This is a genomic window from Labrys sp. Lb11, from assembly GCF_057554225.1.
In genome coordinates, this window is sequence record NZ_BAAJOT010000003.1 from 253,795 (window position 1) to 273,922 (window position 20,128).

General features: G+C 68.1%; 21 protein-coding genes. 2 read left to right on the forward strand and 19 right to left on the reverse strand.

All coding sequences use genetic code 11. From position 1 onward, the window contains the following. Positions 1-16: 16 nt before the first annotated feature. The 3 genes from AC27L4_RS11070 to AC27L4_RS11080 all read right to left on the reverse strand — a co-directional run bounded on the left by AC27L4_RS11070 (position 17) and on the right by AC27L4_RS11080 (position 4,265). Positions 17-1,462 (reverse strand): aldehyde dehydrogenase family protein, encoded by a 1,446-nt coding sequence (locus tag AC27L4_RS11070; protein WP_487142177.1) that lies wholly within the window; start codon positions 1,460-1,462, stop codon positions 17-19. 105 nt (positions 1,463-1,567) lie between these two features. After that, positions 1,568-2,851 carry a pilus assembly protein TadG-related protein gene (locus AC27L4_RS11075; RefSeq protein ID WP_487142178.1) on the reverse strand — a complete coding sequence of 428 codons (1,284 nt, stop codon included), beginning with the start codon at positions 2,849-2,851 and terminating at the stop codon, positions 1,568-1,570. Between the two features lie 484 nt (positions 2,852-3,335). Then, complete coding sequence (locus AC27L4_RS11080) at positions 3,336-4,265, reverse strand: LysR family transcriptional regulator (RefSeq protein WP_487142179.1); 930 nt, start codon at positions 4,263-4,265, stop codon at positions 3,336-3,338. A gap of 116 nt (positions 4,266-4,381) precedes the next feature. Here AC27L4_RS11080 and AC27L4_RS11085 point away from each other — a divergent pair, with 116 nt between their 5' ends. Next, positions 4,382-5,374, forward strand: coding sequence for a DMT family transporter (locus AC27L4_RS11085; protein ID WP_487142922.1), 993 nt, complete (start codon positions 4,382-4,384; stop codon positions 5,372-5,374). Here the strand turns inward: AC27L4_RS11085 and AC27L4_RS11090 are convergent. Then, positions 5,305-5,853: a hypothetical protein gene (locus AC27L4_RS11090; protein ID WP_487142180.1), complete on the reverse strand. Its 549-nt coding sequence runs from the start codon at positions 5,851-5,853 to the stop codon at positions 5,305-5,307. The two genes, AC27L4_RS11085 and AC27L4_RS11090, sit on opposite strands and share 70 nt — an antisense overlap. Between AC27L4_RS11090 and dapB the strand changes: the two genes are divergently transcribed. Continuing rightward, positions 5,809-6,588, forward strand: coding sequence for a 4-hydroxy-tetrahydrodipicolinate reductase (gene dapB, locus AC27L4_RS11095; protein ID WP_487142181.1), 780 nt, complete (start codon positions 5,809-5,811; stop codon positions 6,586-6,588). The two genes, AC27L4_RS11090 and dapB, sit on opposite strands and share 45 nt — an antisense overlap. A 10-nt stretch (positions 6,589-6,598) precedes the next feature. On the opposite strand, the gene dhaK is transcribed toward dapB, so the two are convergent. The 15 genes from dhaK to AC27L4_RS11170 all read right to left on the reverse strand — a co-directional run bounded on the left by dhaK (position 6,599) and on the right by AC27L4_RS11170 (position 19,972). Beyond that, positions 6,599-7,588 carry a dihydroxyacetone kinase subunit DhaK gene (dhaK, locus tag AC27L4_RS11100; protein WP_487142182.1) on the reverse strand — a complete coding sequence of 330 codons (990 nt, stop codon included), beginning with the start codon at positions 7,586-7,588 and terminating at the stop codon, positions 6,599-6,601. A 64-nt stretch (positions 7,589-7,652) separates the two neighbouring features. Next, on the reverse strand, positions 7,653-8,084 hold the full coding sequence (locus AC27L4_RS11105) for a hypothetical protein (RefSeq protein WP_487142183.1): 432 nt from the start codon (positions 8,082-8,084) through the stop codon (positions 7,653-7,655). Position 8,085: 1 nt separating this feature from the next. Next, positions 8,086-9,669 (reverse strand): phosphoenolpyruvate--protein phosphotransferase, encoded by a 1,584-nt coding sequence (locus AC27L4_RS11110; RefSeq protein WP_487142184.1) that lies wholly within the window; start codon positions 9,667-9,669, stop codon positions 8,086-8,088. 31 nt (positions 9,670-9,700) lie between these two features. Then, positions 9,701-9,988 carry an HPr family phosphocarrier protein gene (locus tag AC27L4_RS11115; protein WP_487142185.1) on the reverse strand — a complete coding sequence of 96 codons (288 nt, stop codon included), beginning with the start codon at positions 9,986-9,988 and terminating at the stop codon, positions 9,701-9,703. A 10-nt stretch (positions 9,989-9,998) separates the two neighbouring features. Then, positions 9,999-10,382: a dihydroxyacetone kinase phosphoryl donor subunit DhaM gene (gene dhaM, locus AC27L4_RS11120; RefSeq protein ID WP_487142186.1), complete on the reverse strand. Its 384-nt coding sequence runs from the start codon at positions 10,380-10,382 to the stop codon at positions 9,999-10,001. 37 nt (positions 10,383-10,419) lie between these two features. Continuing rightward, the gene (gene dhaL, locus AC27L4_RS11125) at positions 10,420-11,016 is read right to left on the reverse strand and encodes a dihydroxyacetone kinase subunit DhaL (protein ID WP_487142923.1); all 597 of its coding nucleotides are present in this window, start codon (positions 11,014-11,016) and stop codon (positions 10,420-10,422) included. Between the two features lie 2 nt (positions 11,017-11,018). Continuing rightward, complete coding sequence (locus AC27L4_RS11130) at positions 11,019-12,038, reverse strand: ABC transporter ATP-binding protein (protein ID WP_487142187.1); 1,020 nt, start codon at positions 12,036-12,038, stop codon at positions 11,019-11,021. Further along, positions 12,031-13,128: an ABC transporter ATP-binding protein gene (locus AC27L4_RS11135; protein ID WP_487142188.1), complete on the reverse strand. Its 1,098-nt coding sequence runs from the start codon at positions 13,126-13,128 to the stop codon at positions 12,031-12,033. The genes AC27L4_RS11130 and AC27L4_RS11135 overlap by 8 nt, the downstream gene beginning before the upstream one ends. A gap of 5 nt (positions 13,129-13,133) precedes the next feature. Continuing rightward, complete coding sequence (locus tag AC27L4_RS11140) at positions 13,134-13,304, reverse strand: hypothetical protein (RefSeq protein ID WP_487142189.1); 171 nt, start codon at positions 13,302-13,304, stop codon at positions 13,134-13,136. Then, complete coding sequence (locus AC27L4_RS11145; protein ID WP_487142190.1) at positions 13,301-14,254, reverse strand: carbohydrate ABC transporter permease; 954 nt, start codon at positions 14,252-14,254, stop codon at positions 13,301-13,303. Before AC27L4_RS11145 ends, AC27L4_RS11140 begins: the two co-directional genes overlap by 4 nt. 82 nt (positions 14,255-14,336) lie before the next feature. Next, positions 14,337-15,290, reverse strand: a complete 954-nt coding sequence (locus tag AC27L4_RS11150) for a carbohydrate ABC transporter permease (RefSeq protein WP_487142191.1) — start codon at positions 15,288-15,290, stop codon at positions 14,337-14,339. Positions 15,291-15,373: 83 nt separating this feature from the next. Continuing rightward, positions 15,374-16,702, reverse strand: coding sequence for an ABC transporter substrate-binding protein (locus tag AC27L4_RS11155; RefSeq protein ID WP_487142192.1), 1,329 nt, complete (start codon positions 16,700-16,702; stop codon positions 15,374-15,376). Between the two features lie 530 nt (positions 16,703-17,232). Next, positions 17,233-18,405 (reverse strand): Gfo/Idh/MocA family protein, encoded by a 1,173-nt coding sequence (locus AC27L4_RS11160; RefSeq protein ID WP_487142193.1) that lies wholly within the window; start codon positions 18,403-18,405, stop codon positions 17,233-17,235. A gap of 70 nt (positions 18,406-18,475) precedes the next feature. Beyond that, positions 18,476-18,826, reverse strand: coding sequence for an endonuclease domain-containing protein (locus AC27L4_RS11165; protein WP_487142194.1), 351 nt, complete (start codon positions 18,824-18,826; stop codon positions 18,476-18,478). Positions 18,827-18,913: 87 nt separating this feature from the next. Then, positions 18,914-19,972 (reverse strand): sugar phosphate isomerase/epimerase family protein, encoded by a 1,059-nt coding sequence (locus tag AC27L4_RS11170; protein WP_487142195.1) that lies wholly within the window; start codon positions 19,970-19,972, stop codon positions 18,914-18,916. Positions 19,973-20,128 lie beyond the last annotated feature (156 nt).

The following is a 20,128-nucleotide window of genomic DNA, read 5'->3' on the forward strand; positions in this document are numbered from 1 at the left end:
CGATCCCGGCGGCCCGTCAGGCCAGCGTGTAGCTCGTCTTCACCGTGGTGTAGAATTCAGCGGCGTAGCGCCCCTGCTCGCGCGGGCCGTAGCTCGAGCCCTTCCGGCCGCCGAACGGCACGTGATAGTCGACGCCGGCGGTCGGCAGGTTGACCATCACCATGCCCGCCTCGGCGTTGCGCTTGAAGTGGGTGGCGTGCTTCAGGCTGGTGGTGCAGATGCCGGCCGAGAGGCCGAATTCGGTGTCGTTGGCGGCGGCCAGGGCTTCGTCGTAGGTCTTGACCCGGACCACGGCGGCCACCGGCCCGAAGATCTCCTCGCGGGCGATGCGCATGGAGTTGGCGACGCCGGTGAACAGGGCCGGCGTCAGATAGAAGCCGGGATGGTCGCGGCTGACCAGTTCGCCGCCATGGGCGAGCGTCGCGCCCTCGTCCTTGCCGATCCGGATATAGTCGAGATCCTGGTCCAGCTGGCTCTGGTCGACCACCGGGCCGACATGGGTGCCGGCCTTGAGCGCATCGCCGACGACGATGCCCTTCATCCGCTCCACCAGCGCCGCGACGAAGGCGTCATGGATGCCGTCCGTGACGATCAGGCGCGAGGATGCGGTGCAGCGCTGACCGGTCGAGAAGAAGGCGCCGTTCGCCGCCACCTCGACCGCCGTCTTCAGGTCGGCGTCGTCGAGCACGACAAGCGGGTTCTTGCCACCCATCTCCAGTTGCACCTTCTTCATCGGCGAGGAGGCCACGCAGGTCGCGGCGATCTTGCGACCGGTGGCGACCGAGCCCGTGAAGGAGACTGCCGTTACGTCCGGCGAGTTGAGGATCGCCTCGCCGACCACCGAGCCGCGGCCCATGACCAGGTTGAAGACGCCGGCCGGCAACCCCGCCTTGGCGATGATCTCGGCAAGCGCATGCGCCGTCGCCGGCACCAGGTCGGCGGGCTTCAGCACCACGCAGTTGCCGTAGGCGAGCGCCGGCGCGATCTTCCAGGCCGGGATGGCGATCGGGAAGTTCCACGGCGTGATCATGCCCACCACGCCGATCGGCTCGCGCGTCACCTCCACGCCGACGCCCGGCCGGACCGAGGCCAGGATGTCTCCGGCCTGGCGCAGGCATTCGCCCGAGAAGAAGCCGAAGATCTGGCCGGCGCGCACCACCTCGCCGATGCCCTCGGGCAGCGTCTTGCCCTCTTCCCGCGACAGGATGGCGCCGAGCTCGTCCTTGCGGGCGATGATCTCGTCGGAGATGCGCTTGAGGACGTCGTGGCGCTCCTGCGGCGTCGACCGGCTCCAGGCCGGGAACGCCGCCTTGGCGGCGGCAATGGCGCGCTCGGCGTCCGCCTTGGCGGCCCGCGGGAAATGCCCGACCACGTCGCCGGTGTTGGACGGGTTGACGTCGGGTGCGAGGTCGGCGGCCTCCACCCACTCCCCGGCGATGAAATTCTTGGCGTGGATCGTCATGGCCATCCTCCTCGGTCGCGATTGTCAGAGGATTTGGCCGACGCAGACCACGACGTCAACAGGAGTCCGAGCGATCCAGCCATGCCGGCCGCGCCGTCGCGCCCTTCAGCTCGCCAGCCGCAGGTCGCTCATATATTTGTCGATGGCGTCGAACGCGGCCTGGATGCCGCCGGCCGAGTTCACCGGATAGTATTGGCCGGGGCTGGCGCAGCGCTGCAGCATCGCCGAGGTCGGGTCGCCGCCGGTGTTGACCTGGATGGTGAACAGGGTGATGCCGGCCGACTTGACGTTGCCGCACAGCTTTTCCGTGCGCTGGTCGATCGCCGACTGGCTGCTTGACCAGCGGTTTTCGGTGTTGAGCCCGTCCGTCAGCAGGATGACATAGGTGTCGTAGTCGTATTTCGGGTCCTTCGCCGGCGCCGAGAGCGGTGCGGAGCCGATCAGCGACTGGAAGCCCCATTGCAGGCCGATGGTCTGGTTGGTGTTGCCGTTCGCGTTCATCCGGTCGACCGCATCGTTCAGCCCCGTCCAGTCGGCGGTGAGCGGCATCACCTTCGAGGCCGGGCAGGCCCCCTGGACGGCCGGGAACTGGGTCGATCGCACCCCTGCCGCCGGGGCGCTGGCATTGACGTCGTTGTCCTGGTCCCGATCGGTGACGCATCCTGCCCAGGCCGTCTTGTCGGTCGTGCCCAGGAGGTCCCAGCGCAGAATCGTGTCGCGCGTGGTCGGGGTCGCGTTGAGGCCGGTGCCGATGTTGACGTTCTTGGCGAAGGGAACGAGCGAGACGTAGACGTCGCCGACCGTCTGCTCCTTGCCCTTGAGGCTCTTCAGCAGGCTCTTGGTCGCGCTCTTCAGCGCGGCCAGCTTGCCGGCCTGCGCCATCGAGCCGGTGTTGTCGAGCACCAGCGCCACGCGCAGCCGCTTGGTGCCCCAGTTCGTCGTCGTCGTCGTGCCGATGTCGACTGTCTCCCGGCCGAAGATGCGCATGAACTCGGTCTGCAATGTCCCGCTTGCCGTCATGTCGATGCGCGAAAAGCCGTCCTTGCTGTACTTGGCGGTGACGGAGACGCCGCTCATCCCCTTGTAGACGAACATGGAATTGAAATAGGCCTGCGCCAGCGTCGTGATCTTGGCCGCCTTCTGCGCCTCGCTCAGATCGACCATCGCCAGGCCCTGGGCATCCTTCGACACGGAGAGCGCCGCATAGTCGAGCGCAGCCTGCATCTCGGTGCGCGCTGCCGAGGCGCGGCCGTAATCGACAGCCACACCCGTCGCCGCCAGCAGCGGCACCAGCGCCAGGCCGAACAGCATCATGGCGTTGCCGCCCTCCGCCGGTGCAAACGCACCGATGCGCCCGCGGAGCCGGACGAGGATCGATGTCGCAGCCATGAAGACCTCCCTGCCCGGCCATCCCGACCGCAGTCGATCGGGATGAGGCGCAATTCGCTTAAATCTTTAGAGAGGATCCCGCGACCGTCGGCAAGAAGCAACAACGGCCGCATCCATCGCCGAACAGAATTGTTTTGGAGTATTATTAATAACCTCTCGTTAACCAAAAAATTCTCAACTTGGCTTTACAGATGATGAACCATGATCTCGCCTGGGTCGACCGTGGCCACGCCGGTGATGACCAGGGGGCGGCATCGGCACCGGCGCGCGCCATGCCGGATTTCCGAGCTCCTCCCACCGGGCAGGCTCGGAAACCCGGCGGACTCTCGAAAGCGAAGCAGAGTTTTGCGGATCGGAACCGTGCTCCGATCCGCGAAGCCCTGCCTAAAGCGTTTTGCGATTTGACGGAATCGCGTCAAGTCGCAAAGACGCGTCGAAACAAGGCGTTAGAGCAAAGCGCGTTTCCATCAAAACACGCTTTGCTCTAGCCTTCCATCCCGGCAAGGGCGGGTTGACGCTCCCTGACGGCGGATTCGAGGAAGTCGCAGACAACCCGGACGCGCCGGGTGTGACGGATGTCCTCGTGTACGGCGAGCCAGATGGCTTCGTCCTGCCGGCACAGATCGGGCTTTATCCTCGCAAGGCCCCGGTCCCCATGGGCGAGAATGCAAGGCAGGACCCCAAGCCCACGGCCCGACCGGATGGCGAGCACCAGCGCCTGCATGGAGTCGACCGCGAGCGCGGCGCTCCCGTCTTGCGTCCAGGACTGCAGTGCCTTCGGCAGGACGAGGAAGGACAGCGGATCGTTCCAGACGACCAGTCGATGCCCGACGATCGGCAGAGTCTGCTCCCGGACGGGATGGCGCACGAGATAGCCCGGCGCGGCATAGAGGCCGAAGGCCATCGTGCCCACGCGCCTGACCGCAAAGGTCCCGCGCTCCGGCCGGCACAGGCGCAGGCCGATATCGGCCTCGCGCTGCGGCAACCGGGCGAAGGAGGCATTGACCGTGACGCCGAGGGACAGGCCGGGGTGAGCGTCCTGCAGTTCCGGCAGCCGCGGGATGACAAGGTGATGCGCCAGGGTCTCCACGGTAACCACCCGCACCGTCCCGGATACGTGCCCGTCGCGGCCGCTGAAGCCGTCCTCCAGCTCGATCATACGGCTCTCGATCGCCGCGGCCTGCGCCACCATCCTCCGACCGGCTTCCGTGAGTTCGTAGCCGTCCGGGCGACGCTCGAACAGCCGGGTGCCCAGCGCCTCCTCCAGGGTCTCGACCCGGCGCGACACCGTCGAGAGGCTGACTTGCAGCTCCCGCGCTGCGCCGGTCAACCCGCTGCAGCGCGCAACCGCGAGAAAATAGCGCAGATCGTTCCAATTCATGCTTCTGTTTTCAGAAAGAACCTTTCCAAACATAGGCGTCACGACGCCGCCGGAGAAGCCATAGTTTCGCAACTGCGGTGCAGGGCCTGTCGATGACGACGCCCCCAGGGCCGTTGCTCGACGAAAGCACAGCCCGGGCTCACCATTCCATGAAACAGTCACGCCGGTTCGGTATCGCTGCGGCACTCCTGGCCGCATTCGCCTGGTCGCTGAACTTTGCCGTCCCGTTTGCGATCGGCCCTTACTCGGTCTTCGACTTCGCATTGCTTCGCTTCGGTCTTTCAGGGCTGGCCGGTCTTGGCTTCCTGGCCCTGAAGCGGAAGGCGGGCCGGCCTTTCACGCTCTCCGACTGGCTGACGGCGGCCCGGCTCGCCTTCATCGGATATGTCGGATATTTCCTGATGGTGACCGGAGCCGCCCTCCTGGCGGGCCCGGTGATCGCCCCCGCCATCCTCGGGCTGGTGCCGATCGTCCTCGCCCTCGCAGGCAATTTCCGCCAGGGATCGGTGCCATGGCGCTCGCTCGCGCCCCCGCTGTCGCTGGTGGCCATCGGCTTGATCCTCGTCAACTGGAGCGCCTTCGCCGTGCCGCCGGGTACGGGTCCAGCGCCGGCGCTGCCGGTCGGCCTGCTGCTCGCCGTCGGTGCCGTCGCATTGTGGGTGTGGTTCGCCCTCGCCAACGAGGCCGCGCTTGCCGCCCGCCCAGGCATGCCATCGACTGCCTGGACTGCCCTCACACTGGCCGGCGGAGGATTGGAAATGCTGGCCTTCCTGCCCGTCGGTCTGGCGATGGGGCTGTTCGAATTCCCCCGGCTCGGGTTCGGCTGGCAGGTGGCGGCGCCGCTCTATGCCTGGGGCGCCCTCCTGGCGATCCTGGGTTCGGTCGGGGGTGTCTGGGCCTGGACGATCGCGACCCGTGAGCTGCCGGTCGCGCTCGCCGCACAGCTGATCGTATCGGAGACCGTCTTCGGTGCGGTCTTCGGCCTCGCAGCGCATGGCCGCTGGCCCGCGCCGGCCGAAGCCGGCGGCATCCTCGCGCTGATCGCCGGCGTCGTCGCCGCCATCCGGGCCTTTCACAGCGCCCGCCCCTCCTCGGCCTCTGCCCGGAAGGTCCGCCCCGGATCTCCGCCAAGTCCGAAATAATGCCGGAACACATGGAACAGGGGCTTCCAGCGCTCGGTGTCGATGGGATGGGTCCCGGCGATGACGATGCTGCGATGCGCATGCGCGCGCCGAAACCTGGTCTCGACGACAAGGCGCCGCAGTTGCGCGTTCACGTACGGCGTCTCGGCCCGGCCGTGGCAGGCGACGACCTCGGCCTCGAGCTGAAGCGGGCATTCCCGGATCCGGGGCGCTCGCGCGGTCCGCGCCGCGCTCGCCGAGAAGCCTCCGGGCGCGCGCTTGTCCGCGACATGATCGCAATGGCGGACATGCGGGCCCTTTCGGCTCATGCGAGGGATTGCATCGTGGCGCCGGGATGCGGACTGTGTCTCGGTCGCGACCGAGTCGTCCGGATGCGCGCGACGCCGGACGGCAGGCTCGCGCGACCCTGGCGGTGCCGCATGCAGGAGATCGAGATGACGCCGCCGGTCAGGATCGCGGTTGCCGGGGCGGTCGGCCATATGGGGCGGGCGGTCGCCGCGGCCGTGGCCGCCGACCCGACGCTGGCGCTCGCGGGCCGCTTCGGCCGGCCCGGCAGCCCGGCGGAGGGGCTGGTCGACGCGGACACCGCGCTGGCTGCGGCGGACGTGGCGATCGACTTCACCACCGGCGCGGCTTCGGCGGCGCTGGCGCGTCTCTGCGCCGAGCGGGGCGGGCCGGCGCTGGTGATCGGCTCGACCGGCTTCGAGCCGGATGACCTTGCCGCCATCGCCGAAGCCGGCCGCCGCGTCGCCATCGTGCGCTCCGGCAATTTCTCGCTCGGCCTCAACATGCTGCTCGGCCTCGTCGCCCAGGCGGCCCGGTCGCTGCCGGCCGAGGCCTGGGACATCGAGGTGTCCGAAGCCCATCACCGCCGCAAGATCGACGCTCCCTCCGGCACGGCGCTGATGCTCGGCGAGGCTGCGGCGGCCGGCCGGGGCGTGAGCCTGGCCGCGGTCGAGCGGCGCGCCAGGGACGGCGTCACCGGCGCCCGCGGCATCGGCGAGATCGGCTTTTCCGTGCTGCGCGGCGGCGGCATCGTCGGCGAGCACAGCGTGATGTTCGCGGCGGACGAGGAGGTGCTGACCCTGTCGCACGCCGCCCTCGACCGCGGCATGTTCGCCCGCGGTGCGCTTGCCGCCGCCCACTGGGTCGCCGGCCGCCCGCCGGGCGAATACGACATGCAGGACGTCCTCGGCTTTCCGGCGAAGGACTGACCGCCGGGCCCTACACGCCCCAGCGCAGGGCGGCAGTGTGCAGCGGTGCGTCCCACAGCGCCTTGGCCTCATCGTCGAGCAGCGAGACCGTGAGGGAGCAGCCGGCCATCTCCAGCGAGGTGACGTAGGAGCCGGTGAGGAAGCGCACGGCCCTCACCCCCGCGGCCTCGAGGATGCACCGGGCGCTGCCGGCCATCAGGTAGAGCTCCATCAGCGGCGTGCCGCCGAAGCCGTTGACCAGCAGCAGCGCCTCTGCTCCCGGCCTGGGCGCCAGATCCTTGAGGATCGCCCCGAGCATCTCCTCGGCGATGGCGTCGGCCTCGGCCAGCTTCACCCGCCGGCGGCCCGGCTCGCCGTGAATGCCGACGCCCATCTCCATCTCGTCCTCGGCGAGCGTGAAGGTCGGCGTGCCGGCGGCCGGCACGGTGCAGGAGGTCAGCGCCACGCCCATCGAGCGGGTGCGGGCGTTGACCGCATCGCCCAGGGCCTTCAAGCCGGCAAGGTCGCGGCCCTGCTCCGCCGCCGCCCCGACCAGGCGTTCGACGATCAGGGTCCCGGCCACGCCGCGGCGGCCGGTGGTATAGGTGGAGTTCTCCACGGCGACGTCGTCGTCGGTGATGACGCTCAGCACCTCGCGCCCGGCCATCTCCGCCGCCATGGCGAAGTTCATCACGTCGCCTTCGTAGTTCTTGACGATGAAGAGCACGCCGGCGCCGGTGTCGACGGCCTCGGCCGCGGCGATCATCTGGTCGGGCGTCGGCGAGGTGAACACCTGGCCGGGGCACGCCGCATCCAGCATGCCGAGCCCGACGAAGCCGGCATGCAGCGGCTCATGGCCCGAGCCGCCGCCGGAGATCAGCCCGACCTTGCCGGCCTTCGGCGTCTTGCGGCGCACGAACTTGCGCTCCTCGCCCATGACCAGGATGTCGGCATGGGTGGCGACGAAGCCGTCGAGGCTCTCGGCGAGGATGGAGTCGACGGCGTTGATCAGCTTCTTCATGGCGTTTCCTCAAGGGATGATCATATCGGGCGCCTCCTGCTCCGGGAAGCGCGGGCGGGCTGTCTCAGCCCACGTCCTCCGCATAGCGCGCCAGGCGGGCGGCGACGTCGGCGATGGTCTGCTCCAGCACCCGGTTCTTCCGGGCGTCGCCGAGATCGGGCACGGTCAGCGTGATCGTGCGGGTATGCGGCTCGTGGCCCTTGCCGGCGAGCCGGCGCGGATGGGCCTGGTGATAGGCGTCGAGGAAGGCCGCCTTCTCGGCGGGCGACAGGTGGCAGACCTCGAAGATCAGCTCGACATGCTGGGCCGGGATCGGCACGGGATAGGCGGGATTGGTGATCTGCGAGACGAAGGAGCGGTTCTTGCCCAGCGCCGCCGCGAGCTTGAGCCGCGTGCCGGAGGGGCGGTTGTCCAGGACCTGGCGCAGCACGCCCTTGTAGGCGGCGACGCCGGAAGCGCCTTTGGCACCATCCTTCTCGTGCAGCGAATCCGCCATGTCACATCCTCGCGATGGCCGCCTTGACGCGAGCCACCGCGACCGGCGCGACCGACACCGCCCGCAGCCCCGTCGCCAGGAGCTTGGCCAGCAAGGATAGATCGGCGCCGGCATCGCCGCAAAGCGAGACCTCGACGCCGCGCGCCGCCCCCGCCTTCACGGTCGCCGCGATCAGTTCCAGCACGGCCGGATTGCCGGCATCGTTGAGGTCGGCGACCGCGCCGACGTCGCGCGCCGCCGCCATGGTGTACTGGGTCAGGTCATTCGAGCCGATCGAGTAGAATGCCGCGGGGAAGCGCGCCGCCGAGATCGCCGCGGCCGGCACCTCCACCATCATGCCGAGAGGCGGTCGCGCATGCGGCACGCCGGCCGCCGCCAGCGCCGCGACCGCCTCGTCGAGCAGGATGCTCGCCTGCTCCAGCTCGGCCGGGATGGCGACCATCGGCAGCATCACCTTGAGGTTGCCGTGCACGGCGGCGCGGGCCAGCGCCCTGAGCTGCACCGAGAACACCTCCGGCCGCGCCAACGACAGGCGGACGCCGCGCAGGCCGAGGAAGGGATTGGACTCGCCTTCCACCGTCAGCCCGGCGATCGGCTTGTCGCCGCCGGCATCGAGCGTGCGGATGGTGACGGGCCGGCCCTGCGCCCAGGCGGCGATACGGCCATAGACCGCGGCCTGCCTGTCCTCGTCCGGCAGGCCGGCGCTGGAATGGAACAGGAATTCGGTGCGCACCAGTCCGATCCCGTCGCAGATCGCCGGGTCGAGCCGGTCGAGCTCCTCCGGCTCGGCAATGTTGATCATGACCGCCACCGGCGTGCCGTCGGCCATGGCCGCCGGCCTGTCGCGGAAGGCCAGCGCCGCCTCGCTTTCCGCTGCCGCCGCGTTCAGCCGCGCCTCGAAGGCGAGATGCGTCCCGGGCTCGGGGTCGAACACGACGACGCCGCGGTCGCCGTCGACCAGGGCCACGGCGCCGGCAGCCGGCATGCGGCCGAGCGACACCACCATCGGCACGCCGCGCGCCCGTGCCAGCATGGCGACGTGGGACGAAGGAGAGCCGGCCCCGAGCGCGATCGCACCACCCCGGCTCCAGTCCACGGCCAGGAAACGCGACGGCGTCAGGTCCTCCCCGGCGATCACGGCGCCGTGCGGGATGGCATCGGCGCCGGCCGTGCCGGTGAGATGGCCGAGCACCCGGTCGCGGATATCGGCGAGGTCGGCAGCGCGGGCGCGGAAATAGTCGTCCTCGGCCGCCTCGTAGCCCTCGATCTCCGCCGCCAGCGCCTGCCGCCAGGCATGGTCGGCGGGTATGCCGGCCTCGATCGCGTGGAAGGCGCCTTCCGACAGCGCCTCGTCCTCCAGCATCGCCACCTGGAAGGCAAGGATGTCGGCCGCCTCGCCGTCGGCGCCCGCCGCCAGCGCGGCGACCTCCGCGGCGGCCGCGGCCAGCGAGGCCGTCAGGTCGGCCGCTTCCCGCGCCGGATCGCCGCTCGCGCGCCGGTCCACGGTGCCGGCGGCCAGCACAACCAGCGGGCCGGCGGCCAGGCCCGGCGAGGCGGCGCGGCCGGTGAGCGAAAGCTCGGTCATGGCTGCTCCCGCCGCGGGACGATGATGGTCATCAGTCCTCCCCGAACTTGTCGCGCACCAGCCCGAGCACGGCCTCGAGCGCAGCCTCGGCATCCGGCCCCGCCGTACGGAAATGCAGCGTCGTGCCTTTGGCCGCCTTGACCCGCATCACCTTCACCGGGCTCTTGGCGTCGGTCCAGGGGCCCTCCGGTATCAAGGCGAACTCGATCGAGGCGGTGTAGCGCTTGGCGAGCTGGGTCAGCTTGACCGAGGGGCGCGCGTGCAGGCCGACCGCGTTCTCCAGCACGGCCGATCCGGTCAGGGCTGTCTGCCGGGTCATGGTCACGTCCTCACGCATAGAGTTCCTCCGCCGTCCGCTTGACCGCATCGAGCGAGGAGCCGCCGGACGCTTCCGTCGCCGCGATCACCGCGCCTTCGACGATCGGCGCGTTGCACACCACCACATGCTCGCGCTTGTCCTCGTCGAGCAACTCGATCGCCATTTCCGCATTGGTCTCGGCGCCGCCGAGGTCGACCAGCACAGCGACGCCGGCCGGCGACCACACCGCCTCGATCGCCGCCTGGATCTTGGCTACGTCCGTGCCGAGCCCGCCGTCGGGGTCGCCGCCGGTCCAGGCGAGCGGCACCGCCTCGCCGACCATCTGGCGCACCATATCGGCGGCGCCTTCGGCGACCTTCACGGAATGGGAGACGATGACGATACCGACATTCATGCGACTGGCTTCCGAGTGGCAGGGGGGATTGCAGTTCCTAGAGTCCGGCGGCGTCCACCGCCGCGCCGATCATCAGCTCCGACGAGCGCGCGCCCGGATCCATGTGGCCGATGGAGCGCTCGCCGAGAAAGGAGGCGCGCCCGCGCGTCGCCTGCAGCGGCACGGTGGCCGCCGCGGCCGCCGCGGCCGCGGCCTTGATCGCTATGCCGTCGCCGCCGGCGGCGAACACCGCCTGCACCGGCACCAGCACGTCGAGCAGGGTCTTCTGCCCGGGCTCGGCCTTGCCGCGGGCCTTGACTCCGGCGATCGCCTTCTCCGTCGCCACGACCAGGTCGGCCCGGGCGGGCTCGGCCGGCAGCGCCTTGCCGAGCTCCATGAAGAAGGTGCCGACCAGCGGCCCGGAAGCACCGCCGACCTTCATCACCATGGTCATGCCGAGGGCCTTGCACAGATCCGGCAGCGGCTTGTGCGCCAGGGCCGGCAATTCCGCCAGCACCGCCTCGAAGCCGCGCTTCAGGTTGACGCCGTGATCGCCGTCGCCGATCGCCTGGTCGAGCCGGGTCAACTCCTCGGCATGGTCGATCACCGCCGCCGCCAGCGCCCTGACCAGCTTTTCCCGGCCAGCTTCGTCCATCGTCATGCCGCCACGCGCTCCCCGCTTGCGTCGAAGAGCAAGGCGCCCTTCAGACCGACCTCGATCCGGTCCCCCGCCGCCAAGGTCGAATCGGGGTCCGCCAGGGTCACGATACTCCGTCCGGCGACATCGAGATGCAGATGGCTCTGGTCGCCGAGATGCTCGATGCGCGTCACCGTGGCGGCCAGGCCCGCCGCCGTGCCGCGCGGCGCGATGGCGAGGTGCTCGGTGCGCACGCCGACAGTCTCGGTGGCGCGCGGCAAGCCGGCGTCGCGGAACAGGCTCGCCGGCACCAGGTTGATGGCGGGCTGGCCGAGTCGCGTCGCCACATAGGTGTTGACCGGGTTCTCGTAGATCTCGCGCGGCGACCCGACCTGCACCAGTCGGCCGCGATCGACCACGCCGATCCGGCTCGCCATGGTCATGGCCTCGGTCTGGTCGTGAGTGACGTAGAGCATGGTGGCGCCGAGGTCGCGCTGGATATGCTTGAGCTCCAGGCGCAGCTCGGCCCGGAGCTTGGCGTCGAGCGAGGACAGCGGCTCGTCCATCAGGTAGACCGAGGGCGAGCGCACCAGCGCCCGGCCGATGGCGACGCGTTGCATCTGGCCGCCGGAGAGCTCGGTGGCGCGGTTGGCGAGCTTGGCCTCGATATGCAGCAGCCGGGCGATCTCGCCGATCCGCGCCTTGATCTCCGCCTCCGGCGTGCGTCGCGTCGGCGAGCGCAGCGGGAAGGCCAGGTTGTCGTAGACACTGAGATGCGGATAGAGCGAATATTGCTGGAACACGAAGGCGACGTCGCGCACCGCCGGCGCCTCGGCGGTGACGTCGCGCCCGCCGATGAAGACGCTGCCGGCATCGGGCGCATCGAGCCCGGCGACAAGGCGCAGCGTCGTGGTCTTGCCGGCGCCGGTCGGACCGAGCAGCACGACGAACTCGCCGTCGCCGACGGTCAGCGTCAGGTTCTCGACGGCGCGCGTCTGCCGGAATGCCTTGGAGACGCCGTTGAGCCGGATCTCAGCCATGGAGCGCTCCCTCGTGCAGGGCCGTGCGCACGGCGCGCCCGGAGCCCTTGTGGAACAGCGACAGCTTGTCCGGCCGGAACTCCAGCCCGACGGCCTCGCCGGTCGAGAACGCCGTCGCCGACGACGCCCGCGCCCGCAGCGTGCCGTAGTCGGTCGTGACCGTGACGACCTGGGTGGTGCCGAGATATTCGGTGCCGTAGACCGCGCCGCGCACAGCTCCGTGGTCGGAGAAGCGCACATGCTCCGGCCGCACGCCGAGCACGAGCTCGCTGTCGGCCACCGCCTCGCGCGCCGCCGGCACCGCCACCGTCCCCTGCCCCAGCCGGATCTCGGCCGCGCCGGGGGCCAGCGCGCCGCGGAAGGGCAGGAAGTTCATCGGCGGCGAGCCGATGAAGTCGGCGACGAACAGCGACGCCGGCCGGTCATAGATCTCCTTCGGGCTCGCCACCTGCTCGACCACGCCGGCATTCATCACCGCGATCTTGTCGGCCATCGCCATGGCTTCGAGCTGGTCGTGGGTGACGTAGACCGTGGTGGCGCCGAGCCGGTCGTGCAGCGCCCGCAATTCCAGGATCATCGCCTCGCGCAGCTCGGTGTCGAGCGCCCCGAGCGGCTCGTCCATCAGGAAGCACTTCGGCTTGCGCACGATCGCCCGCCCGAGAGCCACCCGCTGCCGGTCGCCGCTCGCCAGGCCCGACACCGGCTTGTCGAGGAGATGGGTGATCCTCAAGGTCCGCGCCGCCTCCTCCACCCGCGTCCGGATCTCGCCCTTGCCCAGCCCCTCGCACAGCAGGGGAAAGCCGATGTTGCGCCGCACGTTCATGTGCGGATAGAGGGCGAAGAGCTGGAACACGAAGGCGATGTCGCGCGCCGAGGCCCGCTTCTGCGCCACCTCGTCGCCGCCGAGGAAGATGGCGCCGGAGGTCGGCAGCTCCAGCCCGGCGATCATGCGCAGCGTCGTCGTCTTGCCGCAGCCCGACGGGCCGAGCAGGCAAAAGAACTCGCCGTCCTCGACCGTGAAGGTCGAGGCCCTCACCGCCTGGAAGGTGCCGAAGGATTTTTCCAGGTTCTGCACGCGGATCTGCGCCATCGCTCCTACTCCGGAAACTTCGAGACGATGATGAACATCACGGTGCCGATCAGGGTGGTGACGAAGGAATAGGAATAGAGCGTCAGGGACAGGGGTTGCATCAGCATGACCACGCCGAGCGCGATGATGCCAGTGGCGATGGCCTCCAGGGGGCCGCGGCGCAGGAACCTGGTCATTTGCGCACCGCTCCGAAGGTGATGCCCCTGAGCAGGTGCTTGCGCAGCAGGACGGTGAACACGACGATCGGCACCAGGAAGAGAGTGGTGCCCGCCGCCACGGCCGGCCAGTCGAGCCCGCCCTCGCCGATGATGATCGGGATGAAGGGCGGCGCGGTCTGCGCCTCGCCCGAGGTCAGCAGCACGGCGAAGGCATATTCGTTCCAGGCGAAGATCAGGCAGAAGATGGCAGTGGCGGCGATGCCGGTCGCCGCCTGCGGCAGCACCACCTTGGTGAAGGCCTGGAAGCGGGTGTAGCCGTCGATCATCGCCGCCTCCTCATATTCGCGCGGGATCTCGTCGATGAAGCCCTTCAGCAGCCATACGGCCAGGGACACGTTAACCGAGGTGTAGAGCAGGATCATGCCGAGCCGGGTGTCGGAGAGCCCGACCTCGCGGAACATCAGGAAGATCGGGATCGCCACGGCGATCGGCGGCATCATCCGGGTGGAGAGGATGAAGAACAGCAGGTCGTCCTTCAGCGGCACCTTGAAGCGCGAGAAGCCGTAGGCCGCCAGCGTGCCGAGCAGCACGGCCAGGAAGGTCGAGCCGAAGGCGATGATCAGCGAGTTGACGAAGCGCGGCACGTAGTTGGACGGGCCGACGATCACCATGTTGCGCTCGCGCGCGATCTCCTCGCATACGCCCGAGGCCGGGCCGAGGCCATGGATGTAGTCCGGCGTCTGGCGCGAGCGCGTGGTGAAGAGGTTGCAATAGCCCTCCAGCGACGGCGTGAACATCACCTTGGGCGGATAGGAGATCGAGTCGGTCGGCGACTTGATCGAGGTCAGGCCGATCCAGGCCAGCGGGATCATGGTGATCAGGGCATAGAGGATCACCAGCGTGCCGGCGACGCCCTTGGCGAGGCGCGAGGGCGCGACGACGGAATGGGCCGAGGTCGCGGCGGTCATGGCAGCACCTTTGCGGATGATGCGCGACGCCCACCGAAATCACCGGCGTGGCGCTTGGTTCTCGAACACATCGCCATCTCCCTCACCGCTGCTTCACCCGGTTGAGCGCCTTCACATAGATGTTCGCCAGGCCGAACACGGTGACGAACAGGATGATGGCGAAGGCGGAGGAATAACCCGTGCGCCATTTCTCGAAAGCTTCGCGCTTGAGCGTGATCGAGGCGACCTCGGTGGTCGAGCCCGGTCCCCCGCCGGTGAGCAGGTTGACCATGTCGAACATCTTGAAGTTCTCGATGCCGCGGAACAGCACCGCCAGCATGATGAAGGGCAGCGCCATCGGCAGGGTGATCGACCAGAACTGCCGCCAATTGGAAGCGCGGTCGACCTCCGCCGCCTCGTAGATGTAGTCAGGGATGGAGCGCAGGCCCGCCAGGCAGATCAGCATGACGTAGGGCGTCCACATCCAGGTGTCGACGATGACGATCGCCCAGGGGCTGAGCGTCACATTGCCGAGCATTTGGAAGGACGAGGGCGGTATGCCGGTCAGGAACGACACGGCATAGTTGAACAGGCCGATCTGCGGCTGGTAGAGGAAGGTCCAGAAATTGCCCACCACCGCTGGCGACAGCATCATCGGCAGGAGGATGATGGTGGTCCACAGCCCGTGGCCGCGGAACTTCTTGTCGATGAGATAGGCGAGCCCGAAGCCCAGCACCGTCTGGATCAGGATGGTCCAGATGACGAAATGCGCCGTCACCTGCATCGCCGCCCAGACATCGGGATCGGTCAGGATCTTCTGATACCAGTCGAGCCCGACCGACTTGACCTCGGCGTTCGGCCGGTTGGCCCGGTAATTCGTGAACGACAGGTGGATCGTCCAGATCAGCGGGAAGATGTTGATCGCCAGGAGGAGCAGGATCGTCGGCGCGATGAACACCCAGGCGATGGCCCGGTCCGACAGGCCGCGGACCCGCCGCGCCAGGTTCGGCGGCGTGGCCCGGGCTGCCAGTTCGGAGGCTTTGGCGAGATCGTTCATCGAAGGTCCGCGAGGTTGGCTTGGCGATGCCGGTCGGCTCCCCCGGCTGAGTGCGGCCGGGGGATAAGCTCAGGAACGATCCGTCAGATCTTGCCGTCTTCCTTGAAGACCTCTTCCCAATCCTTCACCAGGCCGTCGAGCGCTTCCTTGGCCGTGCCCTTGCCGGCAACGACATAGTCGTGGACACGCTTCTGCTCGGCCAGGAGCAGCTGGGCGTAGGACGGCTCGGCCCAGAAATCCTTGACCTCGCCCATCGCCTTGAGGAAATCGGCCGCGAACGGCGCGGTTTGCGGGAAGCCGGGGTCGTTCAGCACCGACTTGGCGCAGGAATAGCCGCCGAGCGCCCACCACTTCTTCTGGGTCTCCGGCGCGGCGAACCACTTGATGTAGGCGAGCGCCTCGTCCTGGTTCGGCGAATAGGACACCACCGAGATGCCCTGCCCGCCGAGCTGGGAGGCATGGGTCTTCTCGCCGGGATTGACGAAGAAGCCGATCTTGTCGCCGCCGACATTCGGATCCTTGTAGAGGCCGGGGAAGAAGGCGAACCAGTTCATCTGCAGCGCGACCTGGCCCGACTTGAAGGCGTCGAGGCCCTCCTGCATGTAGGCGTTGGAATAGCCGGGCGGCGTGCAGCAGTCGAACAGCGCCTTGTAGGCTTCCAGTCCCTTCACCGCATCGGGCGAGTTGACGAAGCCTTCCATGCTGTAGGGCTTCTTCGGATCCTCGTATTGGAAGCCATAGGGATAGAGGAAGTTCGACACGCCCATGGTGATGCCTTCCGAGCCGCGCTCGGTGAAGATGGCGGCGCCATAGACTTTCTTGCCGTCGATCTCGCGGCCCTGGAAGAACTCGCCGATCTGCTTGAGCTCGTCGAGCGTCTGGGGCGGAGCAAGGTCATGGCCGTACTTCTTCTTGAACTCGGCCTGGAGCTCGGGCCTGGAGAACCAGTCCTTGCGATAGGTCCAGCCGAGCGCATCGCCCATCGCCGGCAGCGCCCAGTAGTTCGGCGTGTTCTTCGGCCATTGCGAATAGCCAACCACCGTGGCCGGCATGAAGTCGTCCATCTTGATTCCTTCCTTGTCGAAGAAATCATTCAGCTTCACATAGTGTCCGTTCTCGGCGGCACCACCGATCCACTGGGAGTCGCCGATCAGGAGATCGCAGAGCTTGCCCTTGGAATTGAGCTCGTTGAGCATGCGGTCGGCGAAGTTCGGCCAGGGCACGAACTCGAACTTCATGGCGACGCCGGTCTTGGCGGTAAAATCCTTCGACAATTCGACCAGCGCATTGGCCGGGTCCCAGGCGGCCCAGCACAGCGTGATCGTCTTGCCCTCGGCCCGCGCCGCAGGCGCGGCCATGCCGAAGCCCAGGGCCAGCGCGCCGGCCAGCAACGCCTTCATCGAAGTGGTCATGGTGCCTTTCCTCCCGTTGCAATCATCCAGGTCAGGACGCCCGCACCGCAGCCGTCGATCGGGCGTGGTTCTCCGATCCCGCCCGAAGCATTCGGGCGAAGCGGACGAGCCGTCAGCCGGCATGCGGGCGCAAGGCCGCACACAGCAAGCAAGGCTGCGGACTATCGGCGAACTGTCACGAAACCAGCATTTCCCCCGACGGATCGCCCAGGCTGTTGAGCGCCATTGCGATCCCTCGATTTGTTTAGTGCATCACGAAAGACTAAACATTGCAAGCGCCATTTTGGGCAGAGACGCGTTCACGCGCATCGGCATCGGCGCGCCGGGATGGGAGGGACCATGGATCGTCGCGGGCGCCGTCGCGCGCCCGCGATCACGGGAAGGCCGTACGAGCCGTCGGGAAGGCCCGCGGCCCTCCCGGCCAAGCAGCGTCTCGCGGTTTTCGCCACGATTGATTTTGCATTTTCCAATGCAAAATCAATGCTGCTCGGACTCTTAAATGTCAGCAGGCCCTGGAGAACCCGCCCCGGTCACATCCTGACCCAGGCGCCGTTGCGCTTCGACGATTTGATCGCCGCTTCGATGAAGGCCATGCCGGCAACACCGTCGTCGAGGGTCGGAAAGAGCACGGCGGCGTCGACCGTGGCGCCCTCGCGCCTGGCCCGGATCGCCGCCGCCGCCTCGGCGTAGATGGTGGCGAAGGCCTCCAGATAGCCTTCGGGGTGGCCGGGCGGCACCCGCGTCACCCTGGCTGCCGCCGCGCCTGCCGCGGCCGAGCCGCGGGTGACGATCCGCGTCGGCTCGCCATAGGGGGAATGGAACATCAGGTTCGGATTGTCCTGGCGCCATTGCAGGCCGCCCTTGGTGCCGTAGACGCGCAGCATCAGGCCGTTCTCGTTGCCGGGCGCCACCTGGCTCGCCCACAGCGAGCCGCGGGCGCCGTTGGTGTAGCGGAAGGTGATCTGCACGTTGTCGTCGAGCTTACGGCCCGGCACGAAGGTCGTGAGGTCGGCCGACAGTTCCGCCACCTCCAGGCCGCCGACGAACTGCGCCAGGTTGAAGGCATGGGTGCCGATGTCGCCGATGCAGCCGCCGGCGCCGGAACGGGCCGGATCGGTACGCCACTCCGCCTGCTTCTGCGCCGTGTCCTCGATCTTGGTCGTCAGCCAGTCCTGCGGATACTCCACCTGGACGAGGCGGATCTCGCCGAGCTCGCCGGCCTGCACCATCTCGCGCGCCGCGCGCATCAGGGGATAGCCGGTGTAGTTGTGGGTCACGGCGAAGACCACGCCCCTGGCCTCGGCCAGCTTCTTCAATCGCAGCGCGTCCTTGAGCGTCGTGGTCAGCGGCTTGTCGCAGATGACGTGGATGCCCGCCTTGATGAAGGCTTCGGCGGCAGGCGCATGCATATGGTTCGGCGTGACGATCGCCACCGCCTCGATCCCGTCCTTGCGCCGCTTCTCGCGGGCGGCCATCTCGGTGAAATCACCATAGGTGCGCGCCGGGTCGAGCCCGAGCGCCGCGCCCGAGCGCAGTGCCTTCTCCCGGGTCGAGGACAGCGCTCCGGCGACCAGCACGTAATGGTCGTCGATCCGGGCGGCGATGCGGTGCACCGCCCCGATGAAGGCGCCCTCACCGCCACCTACCATGCCGAGCCGGATCCGCCCGCCCGCCTTGTCGTCCGACCGTCCCTCTATGGCCATTGCGGCTCTCCCCTCGTCGCTTAAGGATTTGCCCCCCTCTCCCGGACGGGAGAGGGGCAGGGGTGAGGGCCTAGCCCTCTCCCGTCAAGACAGCAGCCTTGGCAATAGTGCCAAGCACCGCATCAATATCGCCCAGCACGAGCGCATTCGGAAACCGCAGGAGGACGAAGCCCACCGCTTCGATCTCACGCGTGCGGTCGGCGTCGTAGTCCCGGCTCCAGGCGTGCTGCCTGCCGTCGATCTCGACAATCAGATGTTTCTCGGAACAGAGGAAATCCACCGTGTAGATCAGCAGCGGAACCTGCCGCCTGAACTTCAGGCCCTGGAACCTGCGGCCGCGCAAGGCCTGCCACAGCACATCCTCGGCCCGGGTCGCAGAGGCGCGCAAATGCCTGGCGAATTGGCGCTGTTCGCTCGTCATTGCGACCGGCTAGACCCTCACCCCTGCCCCTCTCCCGCAGGGAGAGGGGTTCCTCGCGCCTGATGCCGCAGGTGTCCGACACCCCGTCTAACGGATCCCCAGCAGCCTTCGGATCTGCTTGCGGTCGACACCGGCGCCGGCGAAGTCGTCGAAGGCCTTCTCGGTGACGCGGATCAGGTGGCTCTCGATGAAGGGAGCCCCCTCGCGCGCGCCGTCCTCGGGATGCTTGAGGCAGCATTCCCACTCCAGCACCGCCCATGAGGAATAGTCGTACTGCGCCAGCTTGGAGAAGATACCGCTGAAGTCGACCTGACCGTCGCCGAGCGAACGGAACCGCCCGGCCCGCTCCGTCCAGGAGGCATAGCCGGAATAGACGCCCTGGCGCCCGGTCGGGTTGAACTCGGCGTCCTTGACGTGGAAGGCCTTGATGCGCTCGTGGTAGACGTCGATGAACTGCAGATAGTCGAGCTGCTGCAGGAGGAAGTGCGAGGGATCGTAGTTGATGTTGCAGCGCGGGTGCTGCTTCAGCTTGTCGAGGAACAGCTCGAAGGTGGTGCCATCGAACAGATCCTCCGTCGGGTGGATCTCGTAGCAGACGTCGACGCCCGCCTCGTCATGGGCGTTGAGGATCGGCTTCCAGCGCTTGGCGAGCTCGGTGAAGGCCTCGTCGATCAGGCCGGCCGGCCGCTGCGGAAACGGATAGAGGAACGGCCAGGCCAGGGCACCGGAGAAGGTGACCTCGGCGGCGAGCCCGAGGTTCTTCGATGCCTGCGCGCCGTAGAGCAGCTGCTGCACCGCCCATTTCTGCCGCTCCTTCGGCTTGCCCCGCACTTCAGGCGGAGCGAAGCCGTCGAGCATCTCGTCATAGACGGGGTGGGCGGCGACCAGTTGGCCCTGGAGATGGGTCGACAGCTCGGTGATCTCGACGCCGTGTCTGGCGGCGATGCCCTTGACCTCGTCGCAATAGGTCTTGGACTCGGCTGCCTTCTTCAGGTCGAACAGGCGCCCGTCCCAGGTCGGGATCTGCACGCCCTTGTAGCCGAGCGCCCCCGCCCATTTGCAGATCGAGTCCCACGAATTGAACGGGGCGGCATCGCCCGCAAACTGGGCAAGAAAGATCGCCGGTCCCTTGATGTTGGCCGCCATGGTTCGCCTCTCCTCGGATATCTCAGCCGGAACGCTGTTCTTGTTGCTTGACCGATCCCGGTCGCGGAAGCAGGCGCCCCCGCCAACTGGTAGGACCATGGCAAATGCTGGCGAGCGGTGCAACCTGCCCGTACCGGCGAGATCGACCTGGGCCGG